25 protein-coding genes and 4 pseudogenes are annotated in these 25392 nt (G+C 54.4%); 13 read left to right on the top strand and 16 right to left on the bottom strand.

Annotation, left to right across the window (positions count from 1 at the left end; all coding sequences use genetic code 11):
- The first annotated feature begins 71 nt into the window (after positions 1 to 71).
- The gene (locus EL645_RS24530; RefSeq protein ID WP_126553102.1) at positions 72 to 485 is read left to right on the top strand and encodes a hypothetical protein; all 414 of its coding nucleotides are present in this window, start codon (positions 72 to 74) and stop codon (positions 483 to 485) included.
- A 69-nt stretch (positions 486 to 554) separates the two neighbouring features.
- Here the strand turns inward: EL645_RS24530 and EL645_RS24525 are convergent, their stop codons facing one another.
- Positions 555 to 1172 carry an FmdB family zinc ribbon protein gene (locus tag EL645_RS24525; RefSeq protein ID WP_136625283.1) on the bottom strand — a complete coding sequence of 206 codons (618 nt, stop codon included), beginning with the start codon at positions 1170 to 1172 and terminating at the stop codon, positions 555 to 557.
- 76 nt (positions 1173 to 1248) lie between these two features.
- Entirely contained in the window at positions 1249 to 1386 is a 138-nt protein-coding gene (locus tag EL645_RS39540; RefSeq protein ID WP_161977658.1) for a hypothetical protein, read from the bottom strand.
- Between the two features lie 317 nt (positions 1387 to 1703).
- Here EL645_RS39540 and EL645_RS24520 point away from each other — a divergent pair, with 317 nt between their 5' ends.
- Together EL645_RS24520 and EL645_RS24515 are read left to right on the top strand one after the other, a co-directional pair.
- Complete coding sequence (locus tag EL645_RS24520) at positions 1704 to 2174, top strand: PHP domain-containing protein (RefSeq protein WP_126553098.1); 471 nt, start codon at positions 1704 to 1706, stop codon at positions 2172 to 2174.
- 4 nt (positions 2175 to 2178) lie between these two features.
- Positions 2179 to 2601, top strand: coding sequence for a PHP domain-containing protein (locus EL645_RS24515; protein ID WP_161977657.1), 423 nt, complete (start codon positions 2179 to 2181; stop codon positions 2599 to 2601).
- Positions 2602 to 2732: 131 nt separating this feature from the next.
- On the opposite strand, the gene EL645_RS24510 is transcribed toward EL645_RS24515, so the two are convergent.
- Together EL645_RS24510 and EL645_RS41355 are read right to left on the bottom strand one after the other, a co-directional pair.
- A complete protein-coding gene (locus EL645_RS24510; protein ID WP_126553094.1) occupies positions 2733 to 3218 on the bottom strand; it encodes an HIT family protein in 486 nt (161 codons plus the stop codon).
- Between the two features lie 378 nt (positions 3219 to 3596).
- Positions 3597 to 3848, bottom strand: a complete 252-nt coding sequence (locus EL645_RS41355; protein WP_218031997.1) for an ArsR/SmtB family transcription factor — start codon at positions 3846 to 3848, stop codon at positions 3597 to 3599.
- Between the two features lie 502 nt (positions 3849 to 4350).
- Here EL645_RS41355 and EL645_RS24500 point away from each other — a divergent pair.
- Positions 4351 to 4650 (top strand): MFS transporter, encoded by a 300-nt coding sequence (locus EL645_RS24500; protein ID WP_126553092.1) that lies wholly within the window; start codon positions 4351 to 4353, stop codon positions 4648 to 4650.
- On the opposite strand, the gene EL645_RS24495 is transcribed toward EL645_RS24500, so the two are convergent.
- Entirely contained in the window at positions 4647 to 4835 is a 189-nt protein-coding gene (locus EL645_RS24495) for a hypothetical protein (protein ID WP_126553090.1), read from the bottom strand. The genes EL645_RS24500 and EL645_RS24495 overlap by 4 nt on opposite strands.
- A 260-nt stretch (positions 4836 to 5095) precedes the next feature.
- On the opposite strand from EL645_RS24495, the gene EL645_RS24490 reads away from it, so the two are divergent.
- From EL645_RS24490 to EL645_RS43020, 5 genes and pseudogenes are all read left to right on the top strand, one after another.
- Positions 5096 to 5380 (top strand): hypothetical protein, encoded by a 285-nt coding sequence (locus tag EL645_RS24490; protein WP_126553088.1) that lies wholly within the window; start codon positions 5096 to 5098, stop codon positions 5378 to 5380.
- A 96-nt stretch (positions 5381 to 5476) separates the two neighbouring features.
- Positions 5477 to 5662, top strand: a complete 186-nt coding sequence (locus tag EL645_RS24485) for a hypothetical protein (RefSeq protein ID WP_161977656.1) — start codon at positions 5477 to 5479, stop codon at positions 5660 to 5662.
- Between the two features lie 117 nt (positions 5663 to 5779).
- Positions 5780 to 6028, top strand: coding sequence for a hypothetical protein (locus EL645_RS24480; protein WP_126553084.1), 249 nt, complete (start codon positions 5780 to 5782; stop codon positions 6026 to 6028).
- A 439-nt stretch (positions 6029 to 6467) separates the two neighbouring features.
- Positions 6468 to 7540 (top strand): annotated as a pseudogene (locus EL645_RS45715) (Gfo/Idh/MocA family protein).
- Positions 7540 to 8382: a sugar phosphate isomerase/epimerase family protein gene (locus EL645_RS43020; protein WP_126553082.1), complete on the top strand. Its 843-nt coding sequence runs from the start codon at positions 7540 to 7542 to the stop codon at positions 8380 to 8382. Before EL645_RS45715 ends, EL645_RS43020 begins: the two are co-directional and overlap by 1 nt.
- Before the next feature lie 86 nt (positions 8383 to 8468).
- On the opposite strand, the pseudogene EL645_RS24465 reads toward EL645_RS43020, so the two are convergent.
- The 3 genes and pseudogenes from EL645_RS24465 to EL645_RS24455 form a co-directional block, all read right to left on the bottom strand.
- Positions 8469 to 9428: pseudogene (locus EL645_RS24465) on the bottom strand (alpha/beta hydrolase); the annotation flags it as partial.
- A gap of 245 nt (positions 9429 to 9673) precedes the next feature.
- Complete coding sequence (locus EL645_RS24460) at positions 9674 to 10924, bottom strand: adenosylhomocysteinase (RefSeq protein ID WP_126554354.1); 1251 nt, start codon at positions 10922 to 10924, stop codon at positions 9674 to 9676.
- Positions 10925 to 10962: 38 nt separating this feature from the next.
- Positions 10963 to 11721: a TrmB family transcriptional regulator gene (locus EL645_RS24455; RefSeq protein WP_161977655.1), complete on the bottom strand. Its 759-nt coding sequence runs from the start codon at positions 11719 to 11721 to the stop codon at positions 10963 to 10965.
- 449 nt (positions 11722 to 12170) lie between these two features.
- Here EL645_RS24455 and EL645_RS45710 point away from each other — a divergent pair.
- Positions 12171 to 12308 (top strand): annotated as a pseudogene (locus tag EL645_RS45710) (hypothetical protein); the annotation flags it as partial.
- Here EL645_RS45710 and EL645_RS24450 read toward each other — a convergent pair.
- From EL645_RS24450 to EL645_RS24430, 5 genes are all read right to left on the bottom strand, one after another.
- Complete coding sequence (locus EL645_RS24450; RefSeq protein ID WP_126553076.1) at positions 12303 to 12719, bottom strand: helix-turn-helix domain-containing protein; 417 nt, start codon at positions 12717 to 12719, stop codon at positions 12303 to 12305. The pseudogene EL645_RS45710 and the gene EL645_RS24450 sit on opposite strands and share 6 nt — an antisense overlap.
- Positions 12720 to 13200: 481 nt before the next feature.
- Positions 13201 to 14265: a tetratricopeptide repeat protein gene (locus EL645_RS24445; protein ID WP_126553074.1), complete on the bottom strand. Its 1065-nt coding sequence runs from the start codon at positions 14263 to 14265 to the stop codon at positions 13201 to 13203.
- A gap of 584 nt (positions 14266 to 14849) precedes the next feature.
- A complete protein-coding gene (locus tag EL645_RS24440; protein ID WP_218031992.1) occupies positions 14850 to 15263 on the bottom strand; it encodes a RidA family protein in 414 nt (137 codons plus the stop codon).
- A gap of 95 nt (positions 15264 to 15358) precedes the next feature.
- Positions 15359 to 16117, bottom strand: a complete 759-nt coding sequence (locus EL645_RS24435; RefSeq protein WP_126553072.1) for a hypothetical protein — start codon at positions 16115 to 16117, stop codon at positions 15359 to 15361.
- A gap of 3 nt (positions 16118 to 16120) precedes the next feature.
- Complete coding sequence (locus EL645_RS24430; protein WP_126553070.1) at positions 16121 to 17068, bottom strand: ABC transporter ATP-binding protein; 948 nt, start codon at positions 17066 to 17068, stop codon at positions 16121 to 16123.
- 474 nt (positions 17069 to 17542) lie between these two features.
- Here EL645_RS24430 and EL645_RS24425 point away from each other — a divergent pair, with 474 nt between their 5' ends.
- Positions 17543 to 19048, top strand: coding sequence for an MFS transporter (locus EL645_RS24425; RefSeq protein WP_126553068.1), 1506 nt, complete (start codon positions 17543 to 17545; stop codon positions 19046 to 19048).
- Here the strand turns inward: EL645_RS24425 and EL645_RS24420 are convergent.
- The gene (locus tag EL645_RS24420; RefSeq protein ID WP_126553066.1) at positions 19045 to 19902 is read right to left on the bottom strand and encodes a glycerophosphodiester phosphodiesterase family protein; all 858 of its coding nucleotides are present in this window, start codon (positions 19900 to 19902) and stop codon (positions 19045 to 19047) included. The two genes, EL645_RS24425 and EL645_RS24420, sit on opposite strands and share 4 nt — an antisense overlap.
- Before the next feature lie 124 nt (positions 19903 to 20026).
- On the opposite strand from EL645_RS24420, the pseudogene gltX reads away from it, so the two are divergent.
- Positions 20027 to 21570: pseudogene (gltX, locus tag EL645_RS45705) on the top strand (glutamate--tRNA ligase).
- A gap of 103 nt (positions 21571 to 21673) precedes the next feature.
- On the opposite strand, the gene EL645_RS24410 reads toward gltX, so the two are convergent.
- The gene (locus EL645_RS24410; RefSeq protein WP_126553064.1) at positions 21674 to 22099 is read right to left on the bottom strand and encodes a nitroreductase family deazaflavin-dependent oxidoreductase; all 426 of its coding nucleotides are present in this window, start codon (positions 22097 to 22099) and stop codon (positions 21674 to 21676) included.
- Positions 22100 to 22225: 126 nt separating this feature from the next.
- The gene (locus tag EL645_RS24405; RefSeq protein WP_126553062.1) at positions 22226 to 23122 is read right to left on the bottom strand and encodes an SDR family oxidoreductase; all 897 of its coding nucleotides are present in this window, start codon (positions 23120 to 23122) and stop codon (positions 22226 to 22228) included.
- Positions 23123 to 23473: 351 nt separating this feature from the next.
- Between EL645_RS24405 and EL645_RS24400 the strand changes: the two genes are divergently transcribed.
- Entirely contained in the window at positions 23474 to 25366 is a 1893-nt protein-coding gene (locus EL645_RS24400) for a glycoside hydrolase family 6 protein (RefSeq protein ID WP_126553060.1), read from the top strand.
- Positions 25367 to 25392: the final 26 nt, after the last annotated feature.

Genomic DNA, 25392 nt, shown 5'->3' with positions numbered 1-25392 from the left:
CTGGAAAAATGCTATTCTTCCACGGGAGGAAAGGCTTGTGACTGGAGATGCATACAGCAGAGGAGGACACTATGTCAACAACGCTCTCAAAAGAACAACTCATCCAGGAATTCGCAGCGGCCAACGAGCGAACCATCGAAATAGCCACGGAGGCCGCACAACGCGGCATTACCTCCAAACAGAGCGCCTGGGGTCCACGTGAGGTCATTGCCCACATGGCCGGCTGGGAAGTTATGGCCACCGTGCGTATTCCTCGCATCGTGGCAGGCATGGCCCCACTCGAAGAGCCAGATGAAGAGCGCCGGGCCGTCATGAATGATGCGATCAACACCATGATTGTCACGATGATTGGCGATCAATCGCTGGCTACGATATGTGGCATTTTGGCCAGGCGTACCGCACAACGTCGAACTGCTCAGGACCCTCGACGACAAGTTCTTCCAACGAGGCGAATACATCTACGAACGAACCGCCGGCGCCATTGAACATTGCCAGGAACACATCGACACAATCAATTCCCTGACGCGATAACATGCCGCTCAAACCTGTTTCTATCAGATAAGGGGCTTGCCACATCTGGGACAGGATTGCGTGAGCGCGTTGTGGAGTCGGTCGTACACTTCTAGTGAGAAGCCACACTGGGTACAGAAGCGTGCCTTCCGGCTCTTCGACCTTTTGTAATTGCTACTACTACTTCCACCTCCATGAGCATTGTTGCTGTCAAAATTGTCAGATAACATAAAAATGAACAGGACAACAATCAGGATCAGGAACACACAGATGATGGCGTCTTTAACACTCAGCTGCTGCACGCCCATCAATGAAGGCACCAGAAGTAGCACGCTGTACAGGAATAGGAGAATAGCGACGATAGCCAGCGGTATGCGCGCCACGCCCCCCAACGTTGGAGCCAGGGACAGAAACAGCATACTACCAAACAACATGATTAACAGCGGAGTTTCAATGACCAGCACGCTGTACAGTTGTACGCAATATCTTCCCTGGCCTTTCTGCATATGCGCAAGAATGTGCGCGGCTCCAGCCAGAGCAATAATCAGTAAGGGCACTCCCAATGTCAGCGTAATCACAAGTCCCCTCTCAAGGGGATGAGGAGTTAGCGTCGGCACATTTAAATTCTGGATACCAGAATTTAAGGTGGCCACTCGTCCCACAGGTAGGCGCACCAAGCAGTCATAAACGCTAAAAAGGCCCAGCAACCCGCACACCGTTCCCCACGTTGCCTGATCCTTATGCCGAGCGAAATTGGCTGGTGTGGGCCATAAACAGGTCGTAAGCACAATAAAAGGAAACATAAAACAAAGATTCGCTGCGGCTCACTGGCGGCTGCGAGAAAGCATTATAGTTAGCATATGGATCAGCATTCATAATAAATTTCCTTTTTATACACTCAAATCCATAAGTAATATACATTGAATATAAAATAAGCCTATCATCAGATAACCACATCTGCTATGATCCACATCTCCACCACAATGTGAACATACTCACTCGCGCTACAATCAGGAGGATGAATATTGTCAAGCAAGAAGCTGTAACGGCGTTGCATTATGTTTCAAGCCCTTGTGTTCATGAGCAAGAACCATTGATCTCACCAAATACCCTTGACACAGGCTTTTATATGCCTTAATATATCTGTGATGGATGTATCCACAGTGGATGTAAACTCAAAGAAGGGACATAGTATGTATCAGCCCAAACCATGGCTCACCCTCTCGCCTGACGCTCCGATCGATCTACAGATGCACACCACAAATAGCGATGGCTCCTGGACCCCAGAGGAGCTGGTGGATTATCTGGCGAAGGAGCAGTTTGCGCTGGCGGCGATTACCGACCACGAGCGTGTAGATACGGCGGCGCAGGTGCAGCGCTACGCGGCCACACGCGGCGTGCATATATTGATCGCCGCCGAAATGAGTACCCACTGGCACGGGCAGCTGGCGGATCTGCTCTGCTATGGGTTTGATCCAGCTCATAATACGCTGGGGGAACTGGCGCAACGAGTGCGCAACAGAGAGATTCAGGATGCGCAAAATTTCCTGGCGGTGCTGCAACAGCAAGGCTATCGCTTTACAAAGCAGCAGGAAGTATTGGAAAATCACGGCGGCCAGCCAAAAAAATGCTGGCGATATCCTCGAATTGCTGCGGCAACATGACTATGTGAAGGACGAAGAGGGGTTCATCTCCATCTATGATGGGCTGGTCGCGAATGAGTTGATCCAGGCCTATGATCCTCGTGTGATGACAAACGAGCTGGCGACGGTTGTTGAGGCGGCCCACCAGTGTGGAGCGACCTGCGTCCTGGCGCATCCCGGGCGCGGGGGCATGTATCCTGTCTACGATCCCTCATTGCTGGATCAGCTGCTGGCCGAGATTCCAATCGATGGCATTGAGGCCTACTACCCAACGCATAGCCCTGAGCAGCGCGAAAGCTATCTGGCCTACGCCCAACAGCATGGCCTGGTGGTCAGCTCAGGCTCAGATTCACATGGGCTGAAAGTTAGCACGGACCAGGCCCCCATCAAATATCCAGCCCACCTGAGCCAGCAACTCCTGGCGCGCGTTGGCATTCGCGTACAGTAAGTATTGATCTAGTGAAGGAAACATTCCTTGACAAATACTACAATAGCTCTTGCTTAGTTATAGCTGAACAAGAGCTATTGTAGATACATCCATTTTAGTGAACTATTTTAATGAATAGAAACGTTGCCTACTTACTTGCTATGCGGAGGCGTGTAGCCGTGCTGCGAGAGAATATCAAGCAGCGCTTCCGTCAGGCGCCGCTTCAGCAGGCCGTGCTTTTCTTCGCTGTACTCCTGCTCTTCGGCGTTGCGATGTTCTTGCGGATAGGACCAGGCCGTTCTCGGGCGCTGCTCCTCTGGCTCCCACTGGTAGCGCGGCCACACATGGGCATGCAGCATCGGCAGGCTGTTGCCAAGAATCTCGTAGTTGATACGCTGCGGCTGACACACGGCCAGGACGGCCTCACCAATCAGGCTCATATCGAGCAAAAAGAGGCTGCGCTCCTCATAGGTCAGATCTGTGAGATGATTCTTCTCTGGTGAGGCAAGTAAGAGACAATATCCAGGCAAAAATTGGGTATCGCCAATGACGGCAAAGCCGCTCCGCATGCGTGTAAGCACCATTGGATTTTCACCGCGTTCCGCTGCACCTACACGATCTGCTCTCCAATCAACCATAATATATCTAGTGGCTCCTTCCAAATTATATAGTAATAGCTTAACGCAAGCGCCCACCATTGTCCAGCTAAACCGGCTATACGCGCCAGTAATTTCCATGCTCGCGCTGCATCAGCTTCTCCCGATCATATCACGGCGTATCGAGAGGCATCTTCATGGTGGCGCTGGATGACTCATTGACCTGCTTTTCGGTTATAGTGCGCACCATACTCAAATTGGGTCGCGAACCATTTCAGTACCACTATGCTTCTTACGACTGGCTGGTAATCTCCCGGAGCTGTGAGCCTTCAAAGAAATCCTTCAGCACTTGCGCTCCAGGCATCACCCGCGACATCATCAACCAGCGAGGCATTTTCTCTGACGAGAGCAGACCCTTGCTCATGGTCTGGATTGGCTCAGAATCAAGCCGGTACAGGTGGGTATTGCCTTCAGGCCGCATCTCCACCAGGCCGGCTTCTTCAGTCGGGCCAGATGATGCGAGACGGTGGGCGCCTTCAACTGCAGTTGGGCCGCCAGTTCCTCAACGCTCTGCTCACGATTAGCAAGCAAGCCCAGTAGTTTGAGGCGGTTTCGATCAGCCAGTAACTTTAAAAAATTGCAGAAGCAATCTTGAAAATCTGAGGGTGCCATATACTTCCAACCAATCTATGGAATTTATCGATTATTACCTTTACATAGTTGTTTACATCTAAATTAGTATACATCAAATTTACAACAAAGTCAAGTGTGGAAAAATAAAGGCAAACCCCACTGTTATAAAAGAATCCTTCTTGGTTAAAAATTATGGGAAACCGCGAAATGATCGCCGTACGGGCCATTCGTGGCTACAGATGGAATAGTGAATGCAACAATCTTACTCCAGTATTTCTCGTGCGTAAAAGCCTGGGTAGCGCGTTTAACGGCAGAGAACAAAGGCCAAATCATACGTCATTCATGTTCATATCCGTTCACTGGACGATGAATATTCAAGCGTGTGATGGTTACGTGTTACTCTATCTACTTTCCTTCACTAAGTAATACATGCTGCCAAGCGCCTCCTAATATACGTCGGTTATCGTTGCCGAACGAGACAAAGAGAGGTTTTTCTACCAATGCAAAGCAACCAACAACCGTCTAAACAACCAACATCGCTATGGCACAATCGCGATTACTTGCTCCTCTGGAGCGGCCAGACCATCTCAGCGCTCGGTACAGAGATTTCACAGGTGCATTTCCTTGGTTGGTACTGGCCCTCACCAGATCTCCCTTCCAGGCGGGTCTGGTGGGCGCATTACGCCTGCTACCATACTTCCTTTTTGGCCTGCCAGCGGGAGCACTGGTGGATCGCTGGGACCGCAAGCGGGTGATGCTACTGTGTGATCTTGGGCGCGCTATCAGCCTGGCCAGCATTCGTTGGCGCTCGCGCTTGGGCATCTCACCCTCCTCCAGCTAGAGATCAATGCCTTGCTCGAGGGCACATTGTATGTCTTCTTCGACCTGGCCGAGGCAGCCAGCCTCCTCGCGTAGTATTATCTGATCACACGCCCGACCATCCTGGTCTTCCTTGCTTGCCTGCTTATTCTCGCCCTGCTTGCTACCTGGCCGAGCGCTACAAAAAATCGAGTAAGCCGGAAGCATATATGTTCCTGATAAAACTATTTTTTGATGAGCGGAGTAGCAATGGTGTTTCGAAAATTCGAGAGAAATACCACTTATGGATCAATAGAAGACTGACCCACCTCATGCTTCCTAAATCATGTAATAGTGTGAGGACCAACACACAAAAGATGAAAATCGCAGACTATCAGGCAGTGTAAGAGGAAGATCATTATGCCAGTGAAAGTGTATTTTTCTTACATGCCCTCAACAGCAAATATCAATAGATAAAGGAGATTGCCATGCCAGGAGATTTTACACTTTCAGAGCAGCAGGCCGAGGCCCTGATGAGCCTGCTCGATCTTCATGGCTCGCTCCAGGTAACGCAGGTGCGAGAACAAAACCATACATATCGCATTATCTGTCAGCAGCAAACCTTCTACCTCAAGGTTCATACCAAAGATTGGTATCCGCCCGATGAGGGAGAGACTGGCTATTCGGTGCAGCATGAAATAAGCGCCTGGAAGATTCCATGCCCAACACAATCTGGCCACGCCCAAGGTGGTACTAACGGGACTCAACCATGAGAACCCGCTTGACATGCCTACTTCTTGACCCGCGAGGTTCCCGGCACGCTTATGGCCGAGGCACTGGACAAGGTCTCACCCGAAGAAGTGGTGCAGATGCTGCATACAGTTGGTACCTACCTGCACCGCATGCATGCTATTAAGTTCGCCTATCCAGGTTATTTGTTCGGGGACGGTCCCACAGCGGCTCCTGCAGAGGATGCCTGCAACATTTCACCTGGACGCTCCGTGCTCGCCGCATGGTTGTACAGCAGTGGATTCGAGAGCACCAGGCCGAACTGACCCCATCCTTACTCACCCAACTCGAAGAGCTGATACAGCGACTACCCGAGATCCTTGCTCCGGCCTATACATCGCCCCCGTTTTGCGCAGGGAGATTGTGGGATCGATCAGATCATAATGCTACAACAGGATGGGACATGGCATGTTTCGGCCTTCCTGGACATGGAGGTCGCCTCGGCTGGCGACTGCATCGCTGACCTGGTGAGCTTATGTATCAGCCTGGCACAAGTTTTGCCCGTCACCTCACGCTGGTGGGAGCCGCTTTTCGCAGGCTATGGGCAGGAACCTGATTTTGCAGGCTTGTCGGCTGCGCCTCTTAGGCGGCTGGTATCCCTACCAGCCACACATCTAGCCTGGCAGTGGTGAAAACGGCTTCGCCACCTGTTGCATGCCAGTGATTGGCAGACGCTCTTTTCACACACCCATCTTCCCATGCAGAAAAACTAATATATCTAAATAAACAGCATTCCTTGTTAGTGATATGGTGGCTAGCGTGTTGGGGGGACGTTGTCAATATGTTATACATAGGTAGAGAGAGCTGGTTCAAAGCTGGAGCCGGCATTGTGCCTGATACTTTTCATTTAAGAATAAACCAATGCATCGAACGCAACAAGAATAAAGAACAGTACGTGCGGGGCTTGTCCCCGCTTTCTCCTTTCCTGCCCGAAAAATTGACAATAATAACGCTATGCGCTCAACAAAATAGCTGCGAAATCATCTTATTGTTGCTTTTACGAGCGGGAAGATTAGAAGCGGGGACAAGCCCCGCACGTACATGTCGTGTTTATTCAGGAAAAGAGGAAATATGGAGAAAGAAGCGCGGTTGCTCAGGGTTGGGGTGGTGGGAGCAGGCCCGATCTCGCAGGCCGCCCATTTTGAGGCTTGCCGGAAGGCACGTAACACCGAGTTGTACGCCATCTGCGATTCTGGCAGACGATCTGGTCGCGCTGATGGCCGCGATCCACCATCCCAGGGTTACCTATCTGGATTACGATGAGATGCTCGCGGACCCACAGGTCGAGGCAGTCATTGTGGCGACCGCCGATCAGTTCCACGTAGCGATGACCGCCAGGGCTCTGGCCGCGGGCAAGCATGTCCTGGTGGAGAAGCCACTCGGGTGAGCGTTGAGGAGGGTGAAGCACTGCGCAGACAGGTCCAGGAATCTGGATTGCTACTCCAGGTGGGGACGATGAAGCGCTTTGATCCAGGCATCGCCTTCGCCCACCAGTTCATCCAGGAAGAGATGGGACAGCTCCTCGCGCTCAAGGCCTGGTACTGCGATTCGACATATCGCTATATCGAGACCGACAATCTTCAACCCATTATTGTCACGAGCGCCCATGCCAGGCGGCCGGAAGGCAATCCAAGGCTAACAAACAACGTTACTATTTACTGGGACATGGCAGCCATCTTGTCGATACGGCCCGCTTCCTGGGTGGCGAGATCGTGCGCGTCCAGGCCCGGCTGGTCGAAAAGTTCGGGGCCTACTGCTGGTTTGTGGACACTGAGTTCGCTGATGGCAGCGTTGGTCACCTTGACCTGACCATGGCGGTGCGCATGGACTGGCATGAGGGCTTTCAAGTCTACGGTGAACACGGCAGTGTGGTTGGCAAGACCTTTAATCCCTGGTATTTGCGCTCCAGCGAGGTGGAGTGCTTCAGTACGCGCGATGGACAGTATCATCGCGTGCTGGGAGCAGATGCCCATGTCTATAAGCGGCAGCTTGAGGGCTTTGCCGATACGATCCTGCACGGGACGCCTCAACAGGGAGCCGGGATCGAGGATGGCGTTGCGGCTATCCGGACCCTGGTGGCGATCTCGCGTTCGGTCGAGACGGGCGCATGGATCACCGTGGCCGATGTGACAGGAGGCGTGTAATGCAGATCGGAATTTTCGCCAAAACGTTTGCTCGCCCTACAGTAGAAGAAGTCTTCGATGCCGTGAGGGCGCATGGATTGCAGCAGGTCCAGTTCAATCTGTCCTGCGCCGGTGTGCCATCGCTGCCCGCTGAGATCGCATCTTCCCTCATCACGCATATCCACGAGGCCGCGCTCAGTAAAGGCATCGAGATCGTCGCAGTCTCCGGTACCTACAACATGATCCATCCCGATCCACAGCTGCGACAGGTCGGTCTGCGTCGATTACGAACCCTGGCCGCCGCCTGTCAGGGTCTGGGCACCAGCGTCATTACGCTCTGCACCGGCACACGCGATCCCACGGATATGTGGCATTGGCATCCTGAGAACGCTTCTACCAAGGCGTGGTCGGATCTCCTGCATGCGATGGAGGCTGCCCTGCGCATCGCCGAAGAGGAGCGGGTCACGCTGGCCTTTGAACCAGAGCGAGCCAACGTTGTGAACACCGCCGCGCGCGGCCACGCCTTGCTTACCACTATGCGATCCCCACATCTGAAAGTGGTACTCGATCCAGCGAACCTGCTTGTACCCGCTGCTGACCAGCAGGTACACCAGATGCTAGATGATGCATTTGAGCTGCTGGGAGAACATATCATCATCGCCCACGCGAAAGACCGAGGGGCAGACGATACCTTCCAGGTCGCGGGACAGGGCCTGCTGGACTATGACCATTATCTACATCTACTACACGCCAGCGCCTTCGCCGGTCCCTTGATCATCCATGGCCTGGCAGAAGGAGATGTGGATGGCGTCCTGCGCTTTCTCAATGGCAAGTTGCAGACGGTTATCTCAGATGAAAGATAAGGCACATGGATAATCGGTGGATTATCCATGTGCCTTCGCACACTGCGCAGGAGGTGATTAGCCGAAAACTTTGCGTAGCCCCAGATGGCCTGGGCGATGCCGGAACGCACGGGCGGCGTCTCAGCGATCGGGTTAAGCAAGGCGAAATCATGAATGGTGCCGAGAACGCGCATGGCCGCTACGGAAACACCGGCATCCTGCAATTTGTGGGCATAGGCCTCCCCTTCATCACGTAATACATCGTTCTCATCCACGATAATCATGGCCGGAGGAAGGCCATGCAATTTCTCAAGCGAGGCCCTTAAGGGTGAGAGGTGATAATCTTTGCGCAGCTCTACATCCGGGGCATAGCAGTCCCAGAACCACTTCATGGCAGCCGCGGAGAGCCAGAAAGAGCCATCGCCATACTGCTGATAAGAATTGGTATTCATGCCGGCATCGGTGACTGGATAAAAGAGCACCTGGGCCGCCAGCTTGGGTCCTCCGCGCTCTTTAGCCAGTAAGGTCAGTACTGTAGCCATATTTCCGCCGACGCTATCACCGAAGACAGCCAGCCGTGATGGGTTGACGCCAACGGTAGTCCCTTGTTCAGCGGTCCACAGCAAGGCGGCATACTCCTGTTCGAGCGCCACAGGATAATGCACTTCCGGGGAACGATCATAATCCACAAAGACTACCGTTGCCTGTACGCCGTTAGCAATTTCGCGCACCAGGCGATCATGCGTCTCTTTATCACCAAGCACCCAACCACCCCCATGACAGTACACAATCCCCGGCAATGCTCCGGCCACTCCAGCCGGGCGCACAATGCGCAATGAAATCTCGCCCGTTGGGCCACCAGGAATCTTACGATCCTCAATATCAGCAGGGAGCTTTTTGACGTTGACACTCTCTTGTATTGTGACGAGCACCTTGCGTGCAGCGTCCGGCGTTAATGTATTGAGCGGAGGACCATTCTGTGCATCCAATTTTCTGAGGAATGCCAGGGTCGTCCTATCCAGTAACGACGCACGGAGATCACTTGAGATACTTACCATGGAAAACATCCTTTCTTATACTGCTCCTAACGATTAACCGGTGTCATTCCCTTGACACTGAAAGGTCTCTACTATTTACATAATAAAGAAATCTTTCAGTGCCCCATTTGCTGTATACTAAGGAGATCTCCTCTTCCTCCCGTGCTGCCAAGCAAGCAAACAGTACATGGCTTCAGCGTATCGCAGGAGTGAACAAGATGCAAGGTGTTCATTTACCAGGATGCTACAAAGGTGTCAATGAACACCCTGGATGCTTAGACCGTCCCCATTTGCCAGGAGTGTTGATAGGCCAGCTGATCCTGATTGAGCGTGTCCAGTTGTACGCCCAGGGCACGCAGTTTGAGGGCAGCTACGCGCTCGTCGATCTCGGATGGCACGTCATAGACCTTCGGATCAAGCTGCTGATAGGCTTCCAGCAGATAGCGTGTGGAGAGCGCCTGGTCGGCAAAGCTGAGGTCCATGATGGCGGCCGGGCTGGCCTCGGCGGCCGCCTGACCGATCAGGCGTCCCTGGCCCAGCAGGTAGACTTTGCGCTGGTGGGGGAGCTCGAATTCCGTCATGTGCTCACGCAGCTGCGCCTCGCCGACTGCCAGATCACGCAGGCCGGCTGTATCGACTTCGATATCGAAATGCCCTGAATTGGCCAGGATAGCTCCGTCCTTCATGGTCAGGAAGTGCTCGCGGCGAATCACGCCCGCCATGCCGGTCGCGGTAACAAAGATGTCCCCCAGGGGAGCCGCTTCATGCATCGGCAGCACCTGGAATCCATCCATGATCGCCTCCAGGGCACGCGTGGCATTGATCTCGCTGACAATGACGCGCGCCCCCATGCCACGGGCGCGCATGGCGATGCCGCGACCACACCATCCATAGCCAGCCACCACAAAGGTCGCACCCGCCAGCAGCACATTGGTGGCGCGCAGGATACCGTCGATGGTGTTCTGGCCCGTGCCATAGCGATTGTCGAAGTAGCGCTTGGTTGGGGTATCATTGACCGCGACTACAGGAAAGCGCAGCACCTTCTGGTCGGCCATAGCCCTGACCCGCACCACGCCGGTCGTGGTCTCCTCGATCCCGGCCAGCACCGTGTTATCCCCAGGACGATTATGCAGGGCGGCAATGAGATCAGCCCCATCATCCATCACCAGGTGGGGCTGAATGGCCAGCGTCTGCTCCAGGTGGCGCTGATAAGTGGGCAGGTCCTCGCCGTACTGAGCATAGACCGCAATGCCACGCGCGACCAGGGCCGCGCAGACATCATCACGCGTCGAGAGCGGATTCGAGGCGCATAACGCGAGCTCGGCGCCACCGGCCTGCAGGGCGTAGAGCAGCACTGCGGTCTCGGTCGTGATGTGCAAGGAGGCAGCGATGCGCCGCCCCTGAAATGGTTTTGCGGCCGCGAATTCATCGCGAACCTGGCGCAGCACCGGCATATGGCGCGCCGCCCAATCGATCCGCTGCTGGCCACGCTCGGCCAGGGCCAGGTCTCGAATATCATATGACATAATGGGATATCCTTTCCTCTTAATGACGTAACAAAAGACTACGCAACCCGATTTCCACCACTGATGCCGCGCAACTGCCGCTGCTTGCGGGCCTCCCAATCCATCCACGCCACATCCTGCTGCCGGGTAGATGCCGCGGCCACTTCCGCAGGCTGCCAGCCGGGCGACTGCCGGTAGAGAAAATAGCCACGCAGAGTTTCCAGTAGAGCCTGATTAGAGCTCAATACAGCCTGACAGGATTCATGTGGGATCAGGGTCCCGACCAGTGCTTCCCGCTCGTCTCTTATCAACAGGACAACATTGTCGTCCTGTATATCGATCGGAGCATGGAAGATGCGGCAGCCACGTGCCCGTGCCTGGTCCAGGGTTGCCGCCAGTTCATGATGCATAGGGATGATCAGATCGAGGCTGGTCTGCGCCTGTGAGATCAAGGTCTCTGCCTGCGCCAGGATATGCTGCTGACCGCGCACCACCCAGAACTCGCCCCGACTATCAGCGCGGGCCAGGGCGGCCAGCGCCGTCGTCAACGTTGTCAGGGTCGACTCCATCGAAGCGCGGAAGCGCGCAAAGACCACCTGCGGGTCCTGGGCCATATAGCGCGGCGGCTCGCCCGGCTGAACCAGGGCCAGGCCCTTCTCCAGCAGGCGCTCCAGCACCTCATAGCTACGTGAACCCGGCACCTGCGAATACTTCCCCACCTCATATCCCGTCAACGCCCCTCGCGTCAGCAACGTATAGTAAGCCTCCGCCTCGTATTTATTCAACCCAAGCTGTTGCAAAAGATCAACTGTCGTCATAAAGCGCTCCATAACTAGTAACCACTATAGTGGTTACTAGTATAACTCGCAATTTCAAACAACACAACCCTCTCCTAATGGAACCCCAAAAGCAACAAACCCCAAGCAACAAACCGCAAAGATCGATCCTGGATGATTTTGCTTACCATATTCTTTGCCAGCTTATTTTTTTGCCGCATTAAGTGGTAAAGTCTTCACATAAGCAAAATTGCTATAAATAACTATCTATTGTAATATAATTAATTAGATAGCTATTTAAATTCTCATTTGCTTTTACTACGATAAGCAGCAACATTTTATAGAGGATAAGGATGACACATATAATGCAGCATTTCGATTCTGGCCATGCGGAGGTCAGTGGTACAAGCATTTTTTATGAAGTTGCCTTCAATCGTACAGTGTTGAATTTCTTAAAAGATCGAAATTAAGGGGTAAGCTATTATGCAAACATCGACAAATCAATCATTGTCATCCAAAGAGCACGTTCCACTGGGGATCGTCTTAATCGCCGCATTCTATCTTTTTGGCTCACTGGTGCTCCTATTGTTATCCTTGCTGTCCAATTGGCAAAATGTAAACGATCAAATCTCTACAGTGCAAGGATTCTCAAAACCGCCAGTCAAGCGGAAACTGCCAATGCCGTGCTTTTTCGACTTGTAGCGCGGAAAGCCGAGTTTGCCACGAAACGTCCCCTGCTTCTTCTTTTGGCAGCGCTTCCAGAAGTTGCGAAACGCTTTCTCCAGATCACGCAAACTTTCTTGAGGCGCAGCCTTGCTGACTTCATACATCCAGGGCAGTTCTGTTTGCTTGAGGGCATTGAGTTCTTTATGTAGGCTCATCGCGTTGGGCGCTTTCCGCCCGGCCTCCCGCTCTTCTTGATAGCGGTGCAGGCCCCAATTGTACGCATAGCGGGCAGCACCCGCATGCTTGAGGCAGGCAGTCCGTTGCGCATTGTTGAGCTTGAGTTCAGTTTTATAGCCACGGACGACGAGCGCCATACGTCATCTTCCTCCATCTGCTTCTCACTACAGGCTTTCATCTGTGCCGCCCGGTGTTTAACCTTGCAGGCCTTCGTTCGCCAGCACGTACTTCCTCTGGCTCAATTTCATGGCTGTATTTTACCATGAAGTGTCTCTATCTACCCATAAAATAAGAAATTAGTTATTACCCCTGATTTTCACTCTCTTGCTAGGTTTATTTATTGCCTATGGATTATATTCACTGGCGCGCTGGGGATTTTTTCTAAGCATCGTATACCTGCTACATTTCGGTACCATCAACGTTTTGTTGCTGATGCAGCACAATGGCACCACACCCTTTTCAGGGAATGTGATATGGTCGGTAATCGTCATTGTATACTTATTAAGTAAAACAAAAATATTTATGCACCAACGGCCATCCACTAATAAAGCAACAAAATATAAGGGTTTCTACCATTAGGCCAGCCGCTGCCACCTATAGCACCATGAGTGCTTGTATCTACATAGGCTGATACTGCGCCACAAATTCGGCGTGCTCCGCCTTTAATAGAGCCAGGGCTTTGAGGAAGAAGCGCGGCACGCCTTGTTCCAACGCATAATCGATGGCCCTGGTCGCCTCTTCATAGCGTCCCAGCGCGGCCAGCGACATTCCAGACCATAAATAACAGTTCTCGTTATGGTAATGTTCATTTTCTATACCCAATTCAAACTGTTGCAGCGCCTTTTCATACTCTTCCCTTAGCCAGTACAACATACCTTGATATAAATAGCGATAATATTCATTGCCAACTTCGAGAGCGGCTAAAGAAGCGAATTCTTCTAGTCTGGCTGAAGTTATCCTGGGCTCAAGGCAAAGTTCATACCATGCCTTACACAAACGATGGATTAACGCCTGTGGATGGAGTTCGCAACTTCTGGCAATATCAGCACATCCTCGCTCTACATCATATATAGCCATATAAGCATATGATCGATTGTGGTAAGCATTCCAGGCCCAAGATCTCAGTTCAATACACCTTGTATAGTCCTGGATAGCACGATCATATTGTTGGAGTTGAAGAGAACTATTAGCGCGCGCAAAATACTGATCGGGAAGATTTGGCCGCTGTTCAATACACAGATCAAAGTCTTTGAAAGCCAGTTCGCAGGCATTTAAGCTGTGTAATGCGCAACCACGGTTATAATATGCTGACCACAATGTATTATCGAGTTGGATAGCCTGCCGGGCCGCCCAAACCGCATCCTGATATCTCTTTAAACCCACATAGGCAGCCGCACGATTGTTATAGGCCATAGCTGCCTTACCATTTAGCTGGATGGCCCGCGCACAATCAGCCAGCGTGCGCTCAAACTCGCCTAAACACAGCCAGGTCCATGAACGATTAATGTACATGGTCGAGCTAAATGGCAGCACCGCCAGCAAGACCGAATAATAGTTGGCCGCCCAACGATACTTCTTCCAATAGCGGATCAATGCATACCCGATACCCTCAACCACAAATCCAACCAGAACCACACCCAGACAAATATTCCCAGCCAGATTAAAGAGACCTACAACATCCATGCTCGCTCCTGCATATACAATTCACTGCTTGCCAACAATATTTAAAAAAAATACAATTCCTCTATAATTATAGTACAGTTAATATCCCATTACACCTTCCCCCAACACGATAACGCCCCGTAGGCGGCACAGCACTGCGGCCTTTTAACCACCTTCAAGCGTAGAAAAGCAGCAGTGCGGCCTTGGGCGTGCCGCACTGTTGGCGTACGATCGGCTCCTAAAACACGTTCAAGGTACCTGATATCGTCGTTCCACTTCACCACAAATCGGTAACCGCTACGAGGGAGTCGAAAGCCGTCACTATTGGGCTCCATGGCGTAGCGGGTCGTACGCCAACGGAGCGGCACGCCCAAGGCCGCACTGCTGCTGGGTTGATCGCTTTTCGTTTCGATAAGGCCGTAATCCTGTGCCGCCTACAGGGCGTTTTCGTGTTTCATGGACCGTTTTATATACGGGATGTTTTCGCGTTTCATGGGATGTTTTTTTGTACGATACGCGATGCCCGAATATCATCGTCCATGGTTGCTCGGTGCTGTGATAGGTCAACATCTGTTGATCCTTTTTCTAGCAGGAGTAGAGATTTTCTATTGTTCAGGCAGATGGGCGACCGCTTCGATCTCGATCAAGAGCTCCTCGCGGGCCAGTTTTCGTACTTCAACGAGGGTGCTTGCGGGTGGATTAACGGTGTTCACATAGCTGTCGCGAACCTCGCGTAGCGCCAGGAGTTGAGAGATATCCACAACGTACATGTTCAGCTTGACTACGTGCGTGAAATCCGCTCCAACCGCGGCAAGCGCGGCCTTGAGATTTTCAAAGACCTGCCGGGTTTGTGCCCGAAAATCATGGGGACCGACGACATTGCCTGCCTGGTCAAGCGCGATCTGACCCGCGATATAGATGGTGCGCCCGCGCGTTACCTCGACGACATGGGTATAGCCCGGCGCAGGCGCGATGGCCGGTGGATTAATAAAGCGTATATTTGTTGGCTGATCAGTCACAATTTTTCCTTCCTCAAGAAGATATTCATCCATCATATATATGATTCTTGTTGCTGCTACTTAACCGGAAAGCATGGCCATAAAAGGTAGGCGCGCTAGGTCAGGTGCAGGTCTCTTTTGGAGAACCAGTAGGTGGCGACGGCAATAGTAATGGCTATGTAGAGTATTATAATCCCTAAGCCGACCCAGCCCCAGGCACCGATGGTGCCGCTGAGGACGATCTGGTAGCTTGCGGCGACGGGTTGCAGGGGGAGCTGGAAAATTTTAAGGTATTGGACGAAACCGCTCGTTTGCGTGAAGTTGCTCCAGAGCACCAGGACGATCCAGAGTAGAAAAATGATGCGCGCGGTCGTGGTGGCGAGGGGATTTGAGAAGGCAATCGTGAGCAAGGCACAGAGAATAGAGATCAGGAGCACGCTCGGGCTGCTACTGAGCAGGTATGACCAGTTGGCGGGTAGCGCGGTCGTGAAGAGCAGTAATAAGAGATAGCATGCGATACGAAGTGCGCAGGTAGCAAGGATGATACCATTGAGATAGGTTGAGCGCGTTGTGAGGCGCGCCAGGGGCAGGTAGAGGTTGGCCTTCATGGCGCGCCGGGTCAGGATCAGTGTGCTGAATATAGCCTCGGCACTTAAAGCGGGAATCGCTACGCCGAAAAATTGGGCCGACGTCAGTTGGGGGGAGGAAAAGAAGAGCTGGTGGATCAACCAGACCAGGACGATGTCCAACAAGATCCAGCCGCTGCGACTATAACTGTAGAGGGTAAAACGGGCGACCTGCAGGCTCTGGCTATTAAGCCAGCTCGGGCTGGAAGCTTGCTTGCGCTGCTCAGGCTGTGGTAGTGAAGTTTGCATGGCTTACTTTCCTCCTGACGCCACAGGCGCGGGCTGGGCGATAGCCGCGGCATCGGCCTGCTCTGTAGCCTGGACATAGACTTCTTCCAATGATTGATTCAGAGGCTGCAAGGAGAGCAGTGGCACATGGGCCAGGACGAGTTTCTCCAGGATCTCAGCCTGAGACTCGCCTCGCACTTTGCAGGTATTGCCGTGCGTGTCCAGGATTGCCTGCATGGGTACCTCTAGCCGGACCAGCGTCTCGCGGGCGTCCAACTGTTCAGCAATGGTAATCTCGACCACATTCTTCGAGCTAACCAGGTCGGACACGGCCCCTGAGAGGATCATGTGGCCACGCCGCAGGATGCCAATGGTATCGCACAGGGCCTCAACCTCGGTCAGGTAGTGCGAGCAGAGCAGGATCGTCTTGCCCTCCTGGCGCAGGCCCTGGATTAGCTGGCGAATCTCCCACTGGCTACGCGGGTCCAGGCCGCTGGTTGGCTCATCCAGGATCAATAGCTCGGGATCGGTCAGCAACGCCTGGGCAATCGCCAGCCGCTGCTGCATGCCCTTGGAATAGCTACCAACCGGCCGCTGAGCGACATCCTGCAGGTGCACGCGCTCCAACAGCGCATCGATATGTTTCAAACCGACGCTCCCCTGTACGCCCGCCAGCCTCCCCAGATGGACCAGATAGCGCCGACCAGAGATGCGCGGCTCAAAGAGCGTCCGCTCATGCACATAGCCGATAGCCGTGTGGGCCTGGGCCACCTTTGTCTTACCCAATACCTGCAACTGACCCGACGTAGGAAAAATAAAGCCCATCAGCAGACGCACAAACGTCGATTTACCCGCCCCATTCTCACCCAACAACCCAAAGGACTGCCCACGCTCAATCGTCAACGACAGGTCCCGCAACGCCGTCCGCTGCTCATACATTTTCGTCAACTCAACACACTCGATTGCAGCCATAAAAACCTTCCAATATGTTTAAATATCAATCGATTATGACGTTTCGCAACCAGCCCCCATGTACGTGCGGGGCTCTTCCCCGCTTTTAACTCCCATGCTCGAAAAATAAACAATAATATTATTATTCATTGAAACACATAGCCACATAACATTTTTTATTATTGCTTCTTCTGACGGATATTTTCCGTTGGGCGACCAGGCTACCTGGCATATTAAACATTCAACAAAGAATAAATCGCCTTCAATATTATAATACAGCATAGTCCGCCAATACCAGGCAATTCAGGAAGGATTAGTACCACTGGCGAGATATGGGCACGGGGAAGCAGGAGAATGGGGCAGGTATGCATCTAGATGAGCGTAAAGCAAGTATATGAAGAGAATGGTCCATCTCTGTTGAAGGCGGATCAGATCTATGCCAGAATTAAGAAAGTGCAGCCTGCACTATAAGATTGTAAGAAAGGCAGGAGCCCCATGGCGACTATTAAGCAGGAGGTCCCTGAACAGGATGCGCAGCCTGGCTCGGAGGCGGAACTCCCACGGCTCCATTGGACACGTATTCTAGCGATCAGTATTTTTGCCCTGGCGCTGAATTTTCAATGGGCGGCCATCAGTACGATTGTTCTGCCTAGCCAGATCTTTAAGATGGTGGGGGACCTGGATAAGGGGACGGCTCTGGCCTTTGTGTTGATTCCGGGCGCGTTTGTCTCGCTGTTTGCGAATCCCTTATTTGGTTGGCTGAGCGATCGTATGCAGGGGCGGCTGGCGGTGCTGGGGCGGCGCCGCCCGTATATTTTGCTGGGGACGCTGGGAACGGTGGCGGCTCTGTGCTGGATGGCAACGGCACGCGATGTGCTCTCGCTAGCCATCGCTTATGCGCTGACACAGTTCGTCAATAATGCGGCCCAGGCCCCTTATCATGCGCTACTACCGGATATCGTGCCGCCCGGGCAGCGCGGCCTGACCTCGGGCGTGATCGGCTTGCTGGTGATCGCGGGCAACGTCGGCGGCGTCCTGATCGCCGGCCACTTCATCGATTCGTCCCAACCTATGGCTCGCTATAGCCAGGGACTCTGGTTGACCTACGGCATTATCATCGCTATCTTGCTAATCTTCCTCTTGATTACCATGATCTTTGTCCGTGAAAAGCCTGTGACTCCAATCATCAAATCCGGACCGCTGGCCGATCAGCGGCCACGAAGATTGGGCTGGCTGGCCTTGCCGGCGACGCGCACAATTAGCGGCGTAGTGGCCATTGCCGTGCTGGTCTGGGGACTAATGACACTCTGGAATAGCTGGCATCCAGGCGGGCTGGTCATCAGTGGCGACATTGAGCAGGTGCTCATCGAGATCATCTTAACCATCGGCATCCTGCGCCTCTTCGATTTTCGGCCGCGCCGCGATCCCGATTTCGCCTGGGTGCTGGCGACGCGCCTGATTATGATGCTCGGCATCTTCACCATTCAGGCGTTCCTGCAATACTACATGCGCGATGTCGTGCGCGTACCACATCCTGAGCAGGCCACCACCAATTTCTTGATCGTTGTATCACTAACCAGCCTGGGCAGCGCCTTCGGGGCCGGTTGGGTCTCGGACCACTTCGGACGCAAACGCCTGGTCTATATCTCGGGCGCGTTGATGGCGGTGGTGGGTGTCGTCTTTGTGCTGACCCACTCGCTCCCGCTGGTGCTCGCGGCCGGGGCCGTCTTCGGGCTGGGCTATGGCGCCTACCAGAGTGTCGACTGGGCGCTGGTCGCCGATACCCTGCCCTCGAAACGCAACTATGCCCGCGACATGGGCGTCTGGAACGTCGCGCTCTCGCTCTCGCAGGTGATCGCGCCAGTCCTCGGTGGCCCGCTGCTGGACACCTTTGCGCGTGCCGGCCAGCCAGTGCTGGGCTACCAGGTACTCTTTGGCATGTCGATCGTCTATTGCGCCATCGGCACAATCACCGTACGCTTTATTCGCGGCGTCGCCTAGCGCAGTCCCATCTCGATCAGCAACGCCTTCAACAGGTCGGGGCGATTGGTGAAGAGCCCATCGACCCCCATCTCGATCAACTGGCGCATCAGGCCCGGCTCATCGATGGTCCAATAGTAGAGCTCTATCCCTTTGCGCCGCGCTCCCTGGAACAAGACGGGGTCCTTGAGATTGACGCCACTATGGGCATCGGGAAGCGAGAGCACCATCGAGCGGCGACGATAGAGCCAGGGCAGGCGCGCTTTATGGGCCAGGACAAAGTTTGTCACCTCTGTGCGTCCGCCGCCGGTCACTACACGGCCACCGCTCAAGGTCTGAAAACGCGACACCACCGACTGCAGAAAGGACGACACGATCACGCGCCGCTCCATCTGATACTTCTGGATCAAGGCCCACAGTTTCTCCTCGATCTGCGACGGTCCCTGCTTTGGATAGGCATCCTTGACCTCGAAGTGCAGATAATATTTAGAGCCATAGGCCTGGAAAACCTCTTCCAGCGCCGGGATATAGACGCCTTTGCCGCGATAGCTATACTGGCCCTGCAGGTCCTGAAAGTGATAGCCGGCATCCAACTGCTGCAGTTCCGCCAGCGTAAAGCTATCCACGCGCCCCTGCCCATTGGTCGTGCGATCCACCGTCGCATCATGGATGCCCACGATATGCCCATCCCGCGTCATATGGACATCCACATCCAGAAAATCCACGCCCCCAATGGCATCCGCGACCGCGAAGGCCGCCATCGTATTCGTTGGCGCCAGCAGCTCCCCACCCTGATGCGCAAAAATATATGGCCGCCGCAGCCCTGGAAACAACGTCGATTCAGCACCCTTCACAGACGGTTCAAACTTTCTCATTCTCAGCCTGCTCCATTAAAAATAAAATATCATCCAACCGGTATTTTATTACATAATTTACCATACTTATAAAAAGCTCTTCACTACTTCTGCAGGTTTACCCACTATGTTAAAATAGCTCCATATGCGCAAATTTGTAGAAAAAAGGTGTGTTATGCTACAGGCAGATCATCAAATAGAGGAGCAGAATGTAGAGGTCAAGAAGAAGCCACGCGTGCGTTTCGCTCCCAGCCCGACCGGATTCATGCATATCGGCGGCTATCGCACGGCGCTTTTCAACTGGCTTTATGCCCGCAAGACAGGCGGGACATTTATCCTGAGGATCGAAGATACCGATACCTTGCGCACAGTCGAGGGTGCGGTCGAGTTCCTGACAGAGGGGATGCAGTGGCTGGGGATCGACTTCGATGAAGGTCCTGGCGTGGGTGGTGATTATGGTCCATATTATCAGACCGAGCGCAGAGCCCTCTATCAACAGTATGCCGACCAGTTGATCGCGTCGGGGCAGGCCTATCGTTGCTATTGTACGCCTGAGCGCCTGGATGCCATGCGTAAGGAGCAGCAGGCCCAGAAGCTGCCGCCACGCTATGATCATCGTTGCCGCTACCTTACGGCACAAGAGCGCGCAGCCTGCGAGGCCGCGAACCCGCGCTGGACCGTGCGCTTCGCCATGCCACGGAGGGTGAGACGGTCGTCCACGATGAGCTGCGCGGCGACATGACCTTCAAGAACGCCGATATCGATGATGCGATCCTGCTCAAATCGAACGGACTCCCCACCTATCACCTGGCCCATGCCGTGGACGATCACCTGATGGAGATCACCCACATGATCCGGGCCGAGGAGTGGATCTCCAGCGCGCCGCTCCACGTCCAGATCTGGAAGGCACTGGGCTGGGAGATGCCCCTGCTCTATCATGCGCCCGATGTGCTGGGCAAAGACCGGCGCAAGCTCAGCAAGCGGCATGGTGCACCTTCCTGGAAGGAGCTACAGCAGCAAGGCTTCCTGCCCGAGGCGGTCGTCAATTTCCTGGCCCTGATCGGCTGGTCCTATGATGATAAAACCGAGTTCTTTACGCGTGAGGAGCTAGTGCAACTCTTCACCCTGGAGCGCATCAGCGTGTCGGGAGCCATCTATGACGCGGAGAAGCTGGCCTGGATGAATGGCGTCTATATTCGCAAGCTCTCGCTTGAAGAGCTGACCCGGCGCACGCTGCCCTTCCTGGAGCGGCCCGAGTCCGAGGGCGGTCTGCCAGACACTATTCGGCGTCCTCTCGATCACGCCTATACCCAGCGCGTGCTGAGCCTGGAACAGGAGCGCCTGCGCACGCTGGGCGAGGCCACACACGCCATCTCCTACTTCTACACCGAGGATTGGGAGTACGAGACGCCTTTGATCCAGAAAGGCATGGACGCCGAGAGTACCAGACAGGCCCTGCAACGCACGCGCGACCTGCTCGCCGGCCTGGACACCTGGGAGGCCAGCGTCATCGAGGAGCGGTTACGCGCCCTGATGGCGGAGATGGGGCTCAAACCAGGCCAGCTCTTTGGCGCGGCTCGTGTCGCGGTTAGCGGCCGCAAAGCCACACCGCCCCTCTTCCAGATGATCGAGATACTAGGCCCTGAGCGCACCCTACCTCGCATCGACCGCGCCCTCGCCTCTCTATAGGGACAGAGCTACGTAAAATATCACCATGGCAGGACTTCTACAATTCCTGCCATGATGCCGTTAGAATCTACAGGTCCCTTCTTTTCTCAGGTAGACGCGCTCTTTACTTCTTGCGTTCCAGCAAAACAACAGGGACCTTGCGCGTGATCTTCGCCTGAAGCTCAGCGAGACCAGGCAACCTTTGTAACTGGATGCGACCGAGGCGGTCCCACTCAGTGCTTTCGACAACGGTGGCTCTGGCCTCGAACTTTTCGGTGCCGACCTCAACCGTCACATCAGGATGCGCAACCAGGTTGTGATACCAATGGGGATTGGTTGGCGCGCCCCTATTGCCGGCGAAAACGTAGATGTGATCGCCTTCGGGCAAATACACCAGCGGGCTGATACGCTGTTGACCACTTTTTGCTCCCGTCGTCGTCAGCAGAAGCAAGGGAACGCCAGCGAATTGACCGCCAACGTTGCCCCCATTGGCACGAAACGCTTCGATGAGCTGGCGATCCCACTCCTTAAAGTCATTTATCTCAGTCATGTGCTTCCTCCTTGTGCTAGAAGTTTATCCGTCTCCTGGGCCTCCCTGATGAAATCGGGAGGCCCTCACCCAACCACGACAACAGGCTCGTGTCGTCGCTCCTGCTTCGTGGCATCTACCTGGACATTATCGCTCGTGCTTGAAGTAGTACTCCTGGTCGAGATCCGCCAGAAGGCCGGATTGTACGGGGCGCCACCCCAACCGCTGTTGGGTCAGCGCGCTCGATGCCGTACTGTCCATGGAGAAAAAGTTTCCAAGGAAGCCGAAGTGTTCGCCCGCTTCCTCGACAGGCACAGAAACAACTGGAACGTCGAGGCGACGACCAATGACGCCTGCGATCTCGCGCACCGGCATCCCTTCCTCGGCAACCGCGTGCAGTCGTGAGCCAGCCGGCGCGCTTTCCAGCGCCAGGCGGAACAGACGGGCCGCATCGAGTCGATGCACGGCAGGCCAGCGATTCGATCCCTCGCCCGGATACGCCGACACGCCCTTCGCGCGAGCAATATTGATGAGGGTCGGGACAAAACCGTGATCGCCCTCGCCATGAACAGACGGTGGGAGTCGCACAATCGATGAGCGCACCCCACGCTCAGCCAGCGCGATCGCCGCGTTCTCAGACGCGATCCGGGGCACTGCGGGGTCAGACACATCCTCTTCCGTCACAAGGCGCCCCAGCATCGCGAGCATGAGTATCCCTGAGGTAACCACGAATGGCCTGTCGGAGCCTGCGAGGACCGCCCCGATCGTCTCGATGGCATGCAAATCCGTTTCAGCGGCCCGCATAAAATCGGACCAATCGTGTATGAAGGCGGTATGAATCACGCCGTCAGACGCGGCCGCGCCGCTGCGCAGGCTGTCGAGATCATCAAGCGAGCCACGGTGCACCTCCGCGCCGACAGAGGCGAGTGATGCAGCCGCCGCATCTGAACGCGCCAGGCCGAGAACCTGGTGCCCGGCCTCGATCAACTCACGGACGATGGCAGAGCCGATAAATCCGGTCGCGCCAGTAACGAAAACTCTCATAGGAAATTCCCCTTTTCTGTCTATCTTAGCGACACTTTGTTGCAAAGGCATCAACTTGTTACAATAGACAGTGTAGCCTGGACTTGAACACAGGGCAAGCATCAATTCTTGTCTCTTGTTACTTATGCAACAAAGAGGGAAATATGTCGCACGAAGAACAGGACAGGCATGTCACCAAAACATCGGGAGGTGCAGTTGTGCCTCCTGATGTTTTGGTGACATATTATTGAACACTTATTGAAGTATATTTTGCTTGTTTACTCTCCTGGTGCATTCTACACTTGTTTAAAGATAGAAGAGAGGAATAATCATCCTGGTTATCCTCTTTAGTGCTCCCGAAGGAGGGTAAGTATGCATTATATCGCGAAGGACACACTGCGAAGTGTCCTCCTGGCGAACAGACCTCGGAGTCTGATCCTACGCAGTAGCGCTTTGTCGCTCTTAATTCTTGGTAGTCTCTTTATTGGGATTTTCCGGCCGGTCGGGGTCACGCACGCAGCTTCGTACTGCCAGGTGACCTATACAGTATCTAATCAGTGGCCCGGCGGCTTTACCGGAAATATCGTTGTCCAGAATACCAGTCCTTCGGCCTGGTCAAGCTGGAATCTTACCTTTAGCTTTCCGTCTAGCAGCCAGTCGGTGACTCAGGGCTGGAACGGCACCTTTTCACAGTCCGGTCAGAATGTAGCGGTGGCCAACATGGACTACAATGGCAGTGTAGCGGTCAATGGCACGGCCAATCCTGGCTTCAACGCCAGCTGGTCGGGCAGCAATCCGCTTCCCACCAACTTCGCGGTGAATGGCAATGCCTGTAATGGCTCGACGTCTCCAACGCCGACGCCAACCACGGTGCCACCAACGCCAACTCCAGGCACGACCCCAACTCCCATTCCGCCTACACCCACGCCAACACCGGGCACAACTCCTACCCCCACGCCGACGACGACTCCTACCCCTCCGGGAACACATGTGGATAATCCATATGCCGGAGCTCAGGGGTATATCAATCCCGATTGGGCGTCTGAGGTAACGACGGCCGCCACCGCGAAGGGTGGCACGCTCGGGGCTCAGATGGCGAAGGTCGCCAACAACTCTACGGCCGTCTGGCTGGACCGTATCGCAGCGGTCACTGGTGGCACTGGCGTCACGCGTACGCTGTCGGGTCACCTGGATGCAGCGGTCGCGCAGGCCAGTAGCAGCAGTCAACCAGTGGTCATTACTATTGTAATTTATGATCTGCCCGACCGCGACTGCTCGGCCTATGCCTCCAATGGCGAGCTGTCTGTGGCCAACAACGGCCTGGCCCTCTATAAATCACAGTATATCGACCCGATTGCCTCCATTTTGAGCCAGTCCAAGTATAGCAACCTGCGCATCTCCGCCATCATCGAGCCAGACTCGCTGCCCAATCTGGTCACGAACCTGAGTGTGCCGAAATGTGCTGAGGCCAATTCCAGCGGCGCCTACGTTCAGGGCATCCAGTACGCCCTCAACAAGCTACACGCCATCTCGAACGTCTACAATTATATCGATATCTCCCACTCTGGCTGGCTGGGCTGGTCCAGCAACTTCCAGCCTGCCGTAACCCTGATCACCAACGTGATCAAGGGGACAAGCGCCGGAGTGAACAGTGTGGATGGCTTTATCAGTGATACAGCAAACTACACGCCAACCACAGAGCCCTTTATGACCGCCAACCAGCAGGTCGGTGGCAATCCGGTGCGCTCCGCCAACTTCTACCAGTGGAACCAGTACATTGACGAAGCCACCTACGACACCGACATGCGTAACGCCTTTATCGCCGCGGGCTTCCCGAGCGGCATCGGCATGCTCATCGACACCTCACGCAACGGCTGGGGTGGTCCCAACCGACCGAGCGGGGCCAGCTCATCGACCGACCTGAACACCTTTGTCAACGCCACCAAAATCGACCAGCGACTGGATCGTGGCAACTGGTGTAACCAGGCCGCCGGTATCGGGGCTCGCCCGACCGCCAATCCCGCTCCCGGGTTCGACGCCTACGTCTGGATCAAGCCTCCTGGTGAATCTGATGGCACCAGCGACAAGACCCAGACCACGCCGGATCCCGAGGGCAAGCAGTTCGACGCCATGTGCGATCCTACTGGCAATAGCCGCTACAACTCGGCCGTTAAGACCGGTGCCCTTCCCAACGCACCAGACGCCGGTCACTGGTTCGAAGCCGAATTCGAGATCCTTGTCCAGAACGCCTACCCATCCTTCTAACCCACCCGGAGCTTACCTCGTGAAGA

It is taken from the genome of Dictyobacter kobayashii, assembly GCF_003967555.1.
Taxonomy (GTDB): Bacteria; Chloroflexota; Ktedonobacteria; order Ktedonobacterales; family Ktedonobacteraceae; genus Dictyobacter; species Dictyobacter kobayashii.
The sequence above is the reverse complement of the archived record's forward strand: the minus strand, read 5'-3'. Positions and strand labels throughout refer to the sequence as shown.

Excerpts from the sequence above, each read along its gene's own strand:
- EL645_RS24490 (WP_126553088.1), top strand. The coding sequence starts at position 5,096 with ATGCCAGGAGATTTTACACTTTCAGAGCAGCAGGCCGAGGCCCTGATG.
- EL645_RS24510 (WP_126553094.1), bottom strand. The coding sequence starts at position 3,218 with ATGGTTGATTGGAGAGCAGATCGTGTAGGTGCAGCGGAACGCGGTGAA.
- EL645_RS24400 (WP_126553060.1), top strand. The coding sequence starts at position 23,474 with ATGCATTATATCGCGAAGGACACACTGCGAAGTGTCCTCCTGGCGAAC.
- EL645_RS41355 (WP_218031997.1), bottom strand. The coding sequence starts at position 3,848 with ATGGCACCCTCAGATTTTCAAGATTGCTTCTGCAATTTTTTAAAGTTA.
- EL645_RS39540 (WP_161977658.1), bottom strand. The coding sequence starts at position 1,386 with ATGAATGCTGATCCATATGCTAACTATAATGCTTTCTCGCAGCCGCCA.
- EL645_RS24480 (WP_126553084.1), top strand. The coding sequence starts at position 5,780 with ATGCTACAACAGGATGGGACATGGCATGTTTCGGCCTTCCTGGACATG.
- EL645_RS24435 (WP_126553072.1), bottom strand. The coding sequence starts at position 16,117 with ATGCAAACTTCACTACCACAGCCTGAGCAGCGCAAGCAAGCTTCCAGC.
- EL645_RS24445 (WP_126553074.1), bottom strand. The coding sequence starts at position 14,265 with ATGGATGTTGTAGGTCTCTTTAATCTGGCTGGGAATATTTGTCTGGGT.
- EL645_RS24460 (WP_126554354.1), bottom strand. The coding sequence starts at position 10,924 with ATGTCATATGATATTCGAGACCTGGCCCTGGCCGAGCGTGGCCAGCAG.
- EL645_RS43020 (WP_126553082.1), top strand. The coding sequence starts at position 7,540 with ATGCAGATCGGAATTTTCGCCAAAACGTTTGCTCGCCCTACAGTAGAA.
- EL645_RS24520 (WP_126553098.1), top strand. The coding sequence starts at position 1,704 with ATGTATCAGCCCAAACCATGGCTCACCCTCTCGCCTGACGCTCCGATC.
- EL645_RS24530 (WP_126553102.1), top strand. The coding sequence starts at position 72 with ATGTCAACAACGCTCTCAAAAGAACAACTCATCCAGGAATTCGCAGCG.
- EL645_RS24410 (WP_126553064.1), bottom strand. The coding sequence starts at position 22,099 with ATGACTGAGATAAATGACTTTAAGGAGTGGGATCGCCAGCTCATCGAA.
- EL645_RS24430 (WP_126553070.1), bottom strand. The coding sequence starts at position 17,068 with ATGGCTGCAATCGAGTGTGTTGAGTTGACGAAAATGTATGAGCAGCGG.
- EL645_RS24500 (WP_126553092.1), top strand. The coding sequence starts at position 4,351 with ATGGCACAATCGCGATTACTTGCTCCTCTGGAGCGGCCAGACCATCTC.
- EL645_RS24405 (WP_126553062.1), bottom strand. The coding sequence starts at position 23,122 with ATGAGAGTTTTCGTTACTGGCGCGACCGGATTTATCGGCTCTGCCATC.
- EL645_RS24495 (WP_126553090.1), bottom strand. The coding sequence starts at position 4,835 with ATGCTTCCGGCTTACTCGATTTTTTGTAGCGCTCGGCCAGGTAGCAAG.
- EL645_RS24420 (WP_126553066.1), bottom strand. The coding sequence starts at position 19,902 with ATGAGAAAGTTTGAACCGTCTGTGAAGGGTGCTGAATCGACGTTGTTT.
- EL645_RS24455 (WP_161977655.1), bottom strand. The coding sequence starts at position 11,721 with ATGACGACAGTTGATCTTTTGCAACAGCTTGGGTTGAATAAATACGAG.
- EL645_RS24425 (WP_126553068.1), top strand. The coding sequence starts at position 17,543 with ATGGCGACTATTAAGCAGGAGGTCCCTGAACAGGATGCGCAGCCTGGC.
- EL645_RS24450 (WP_126553076.1), bottom strand. The coding sequence starts at position 12,719 with ATGGCGCTCGTCGTCCGTGGCTATAAAACTGAACTCAAGCTCAACAAT.
- EL645_RS24485 (WP_161977656.1), top strand. The coding sequence starts at position 5,477 with ATGCTGCATACAGTTGGTACCTACCTGCACCGCATGCATGCTATTAAG.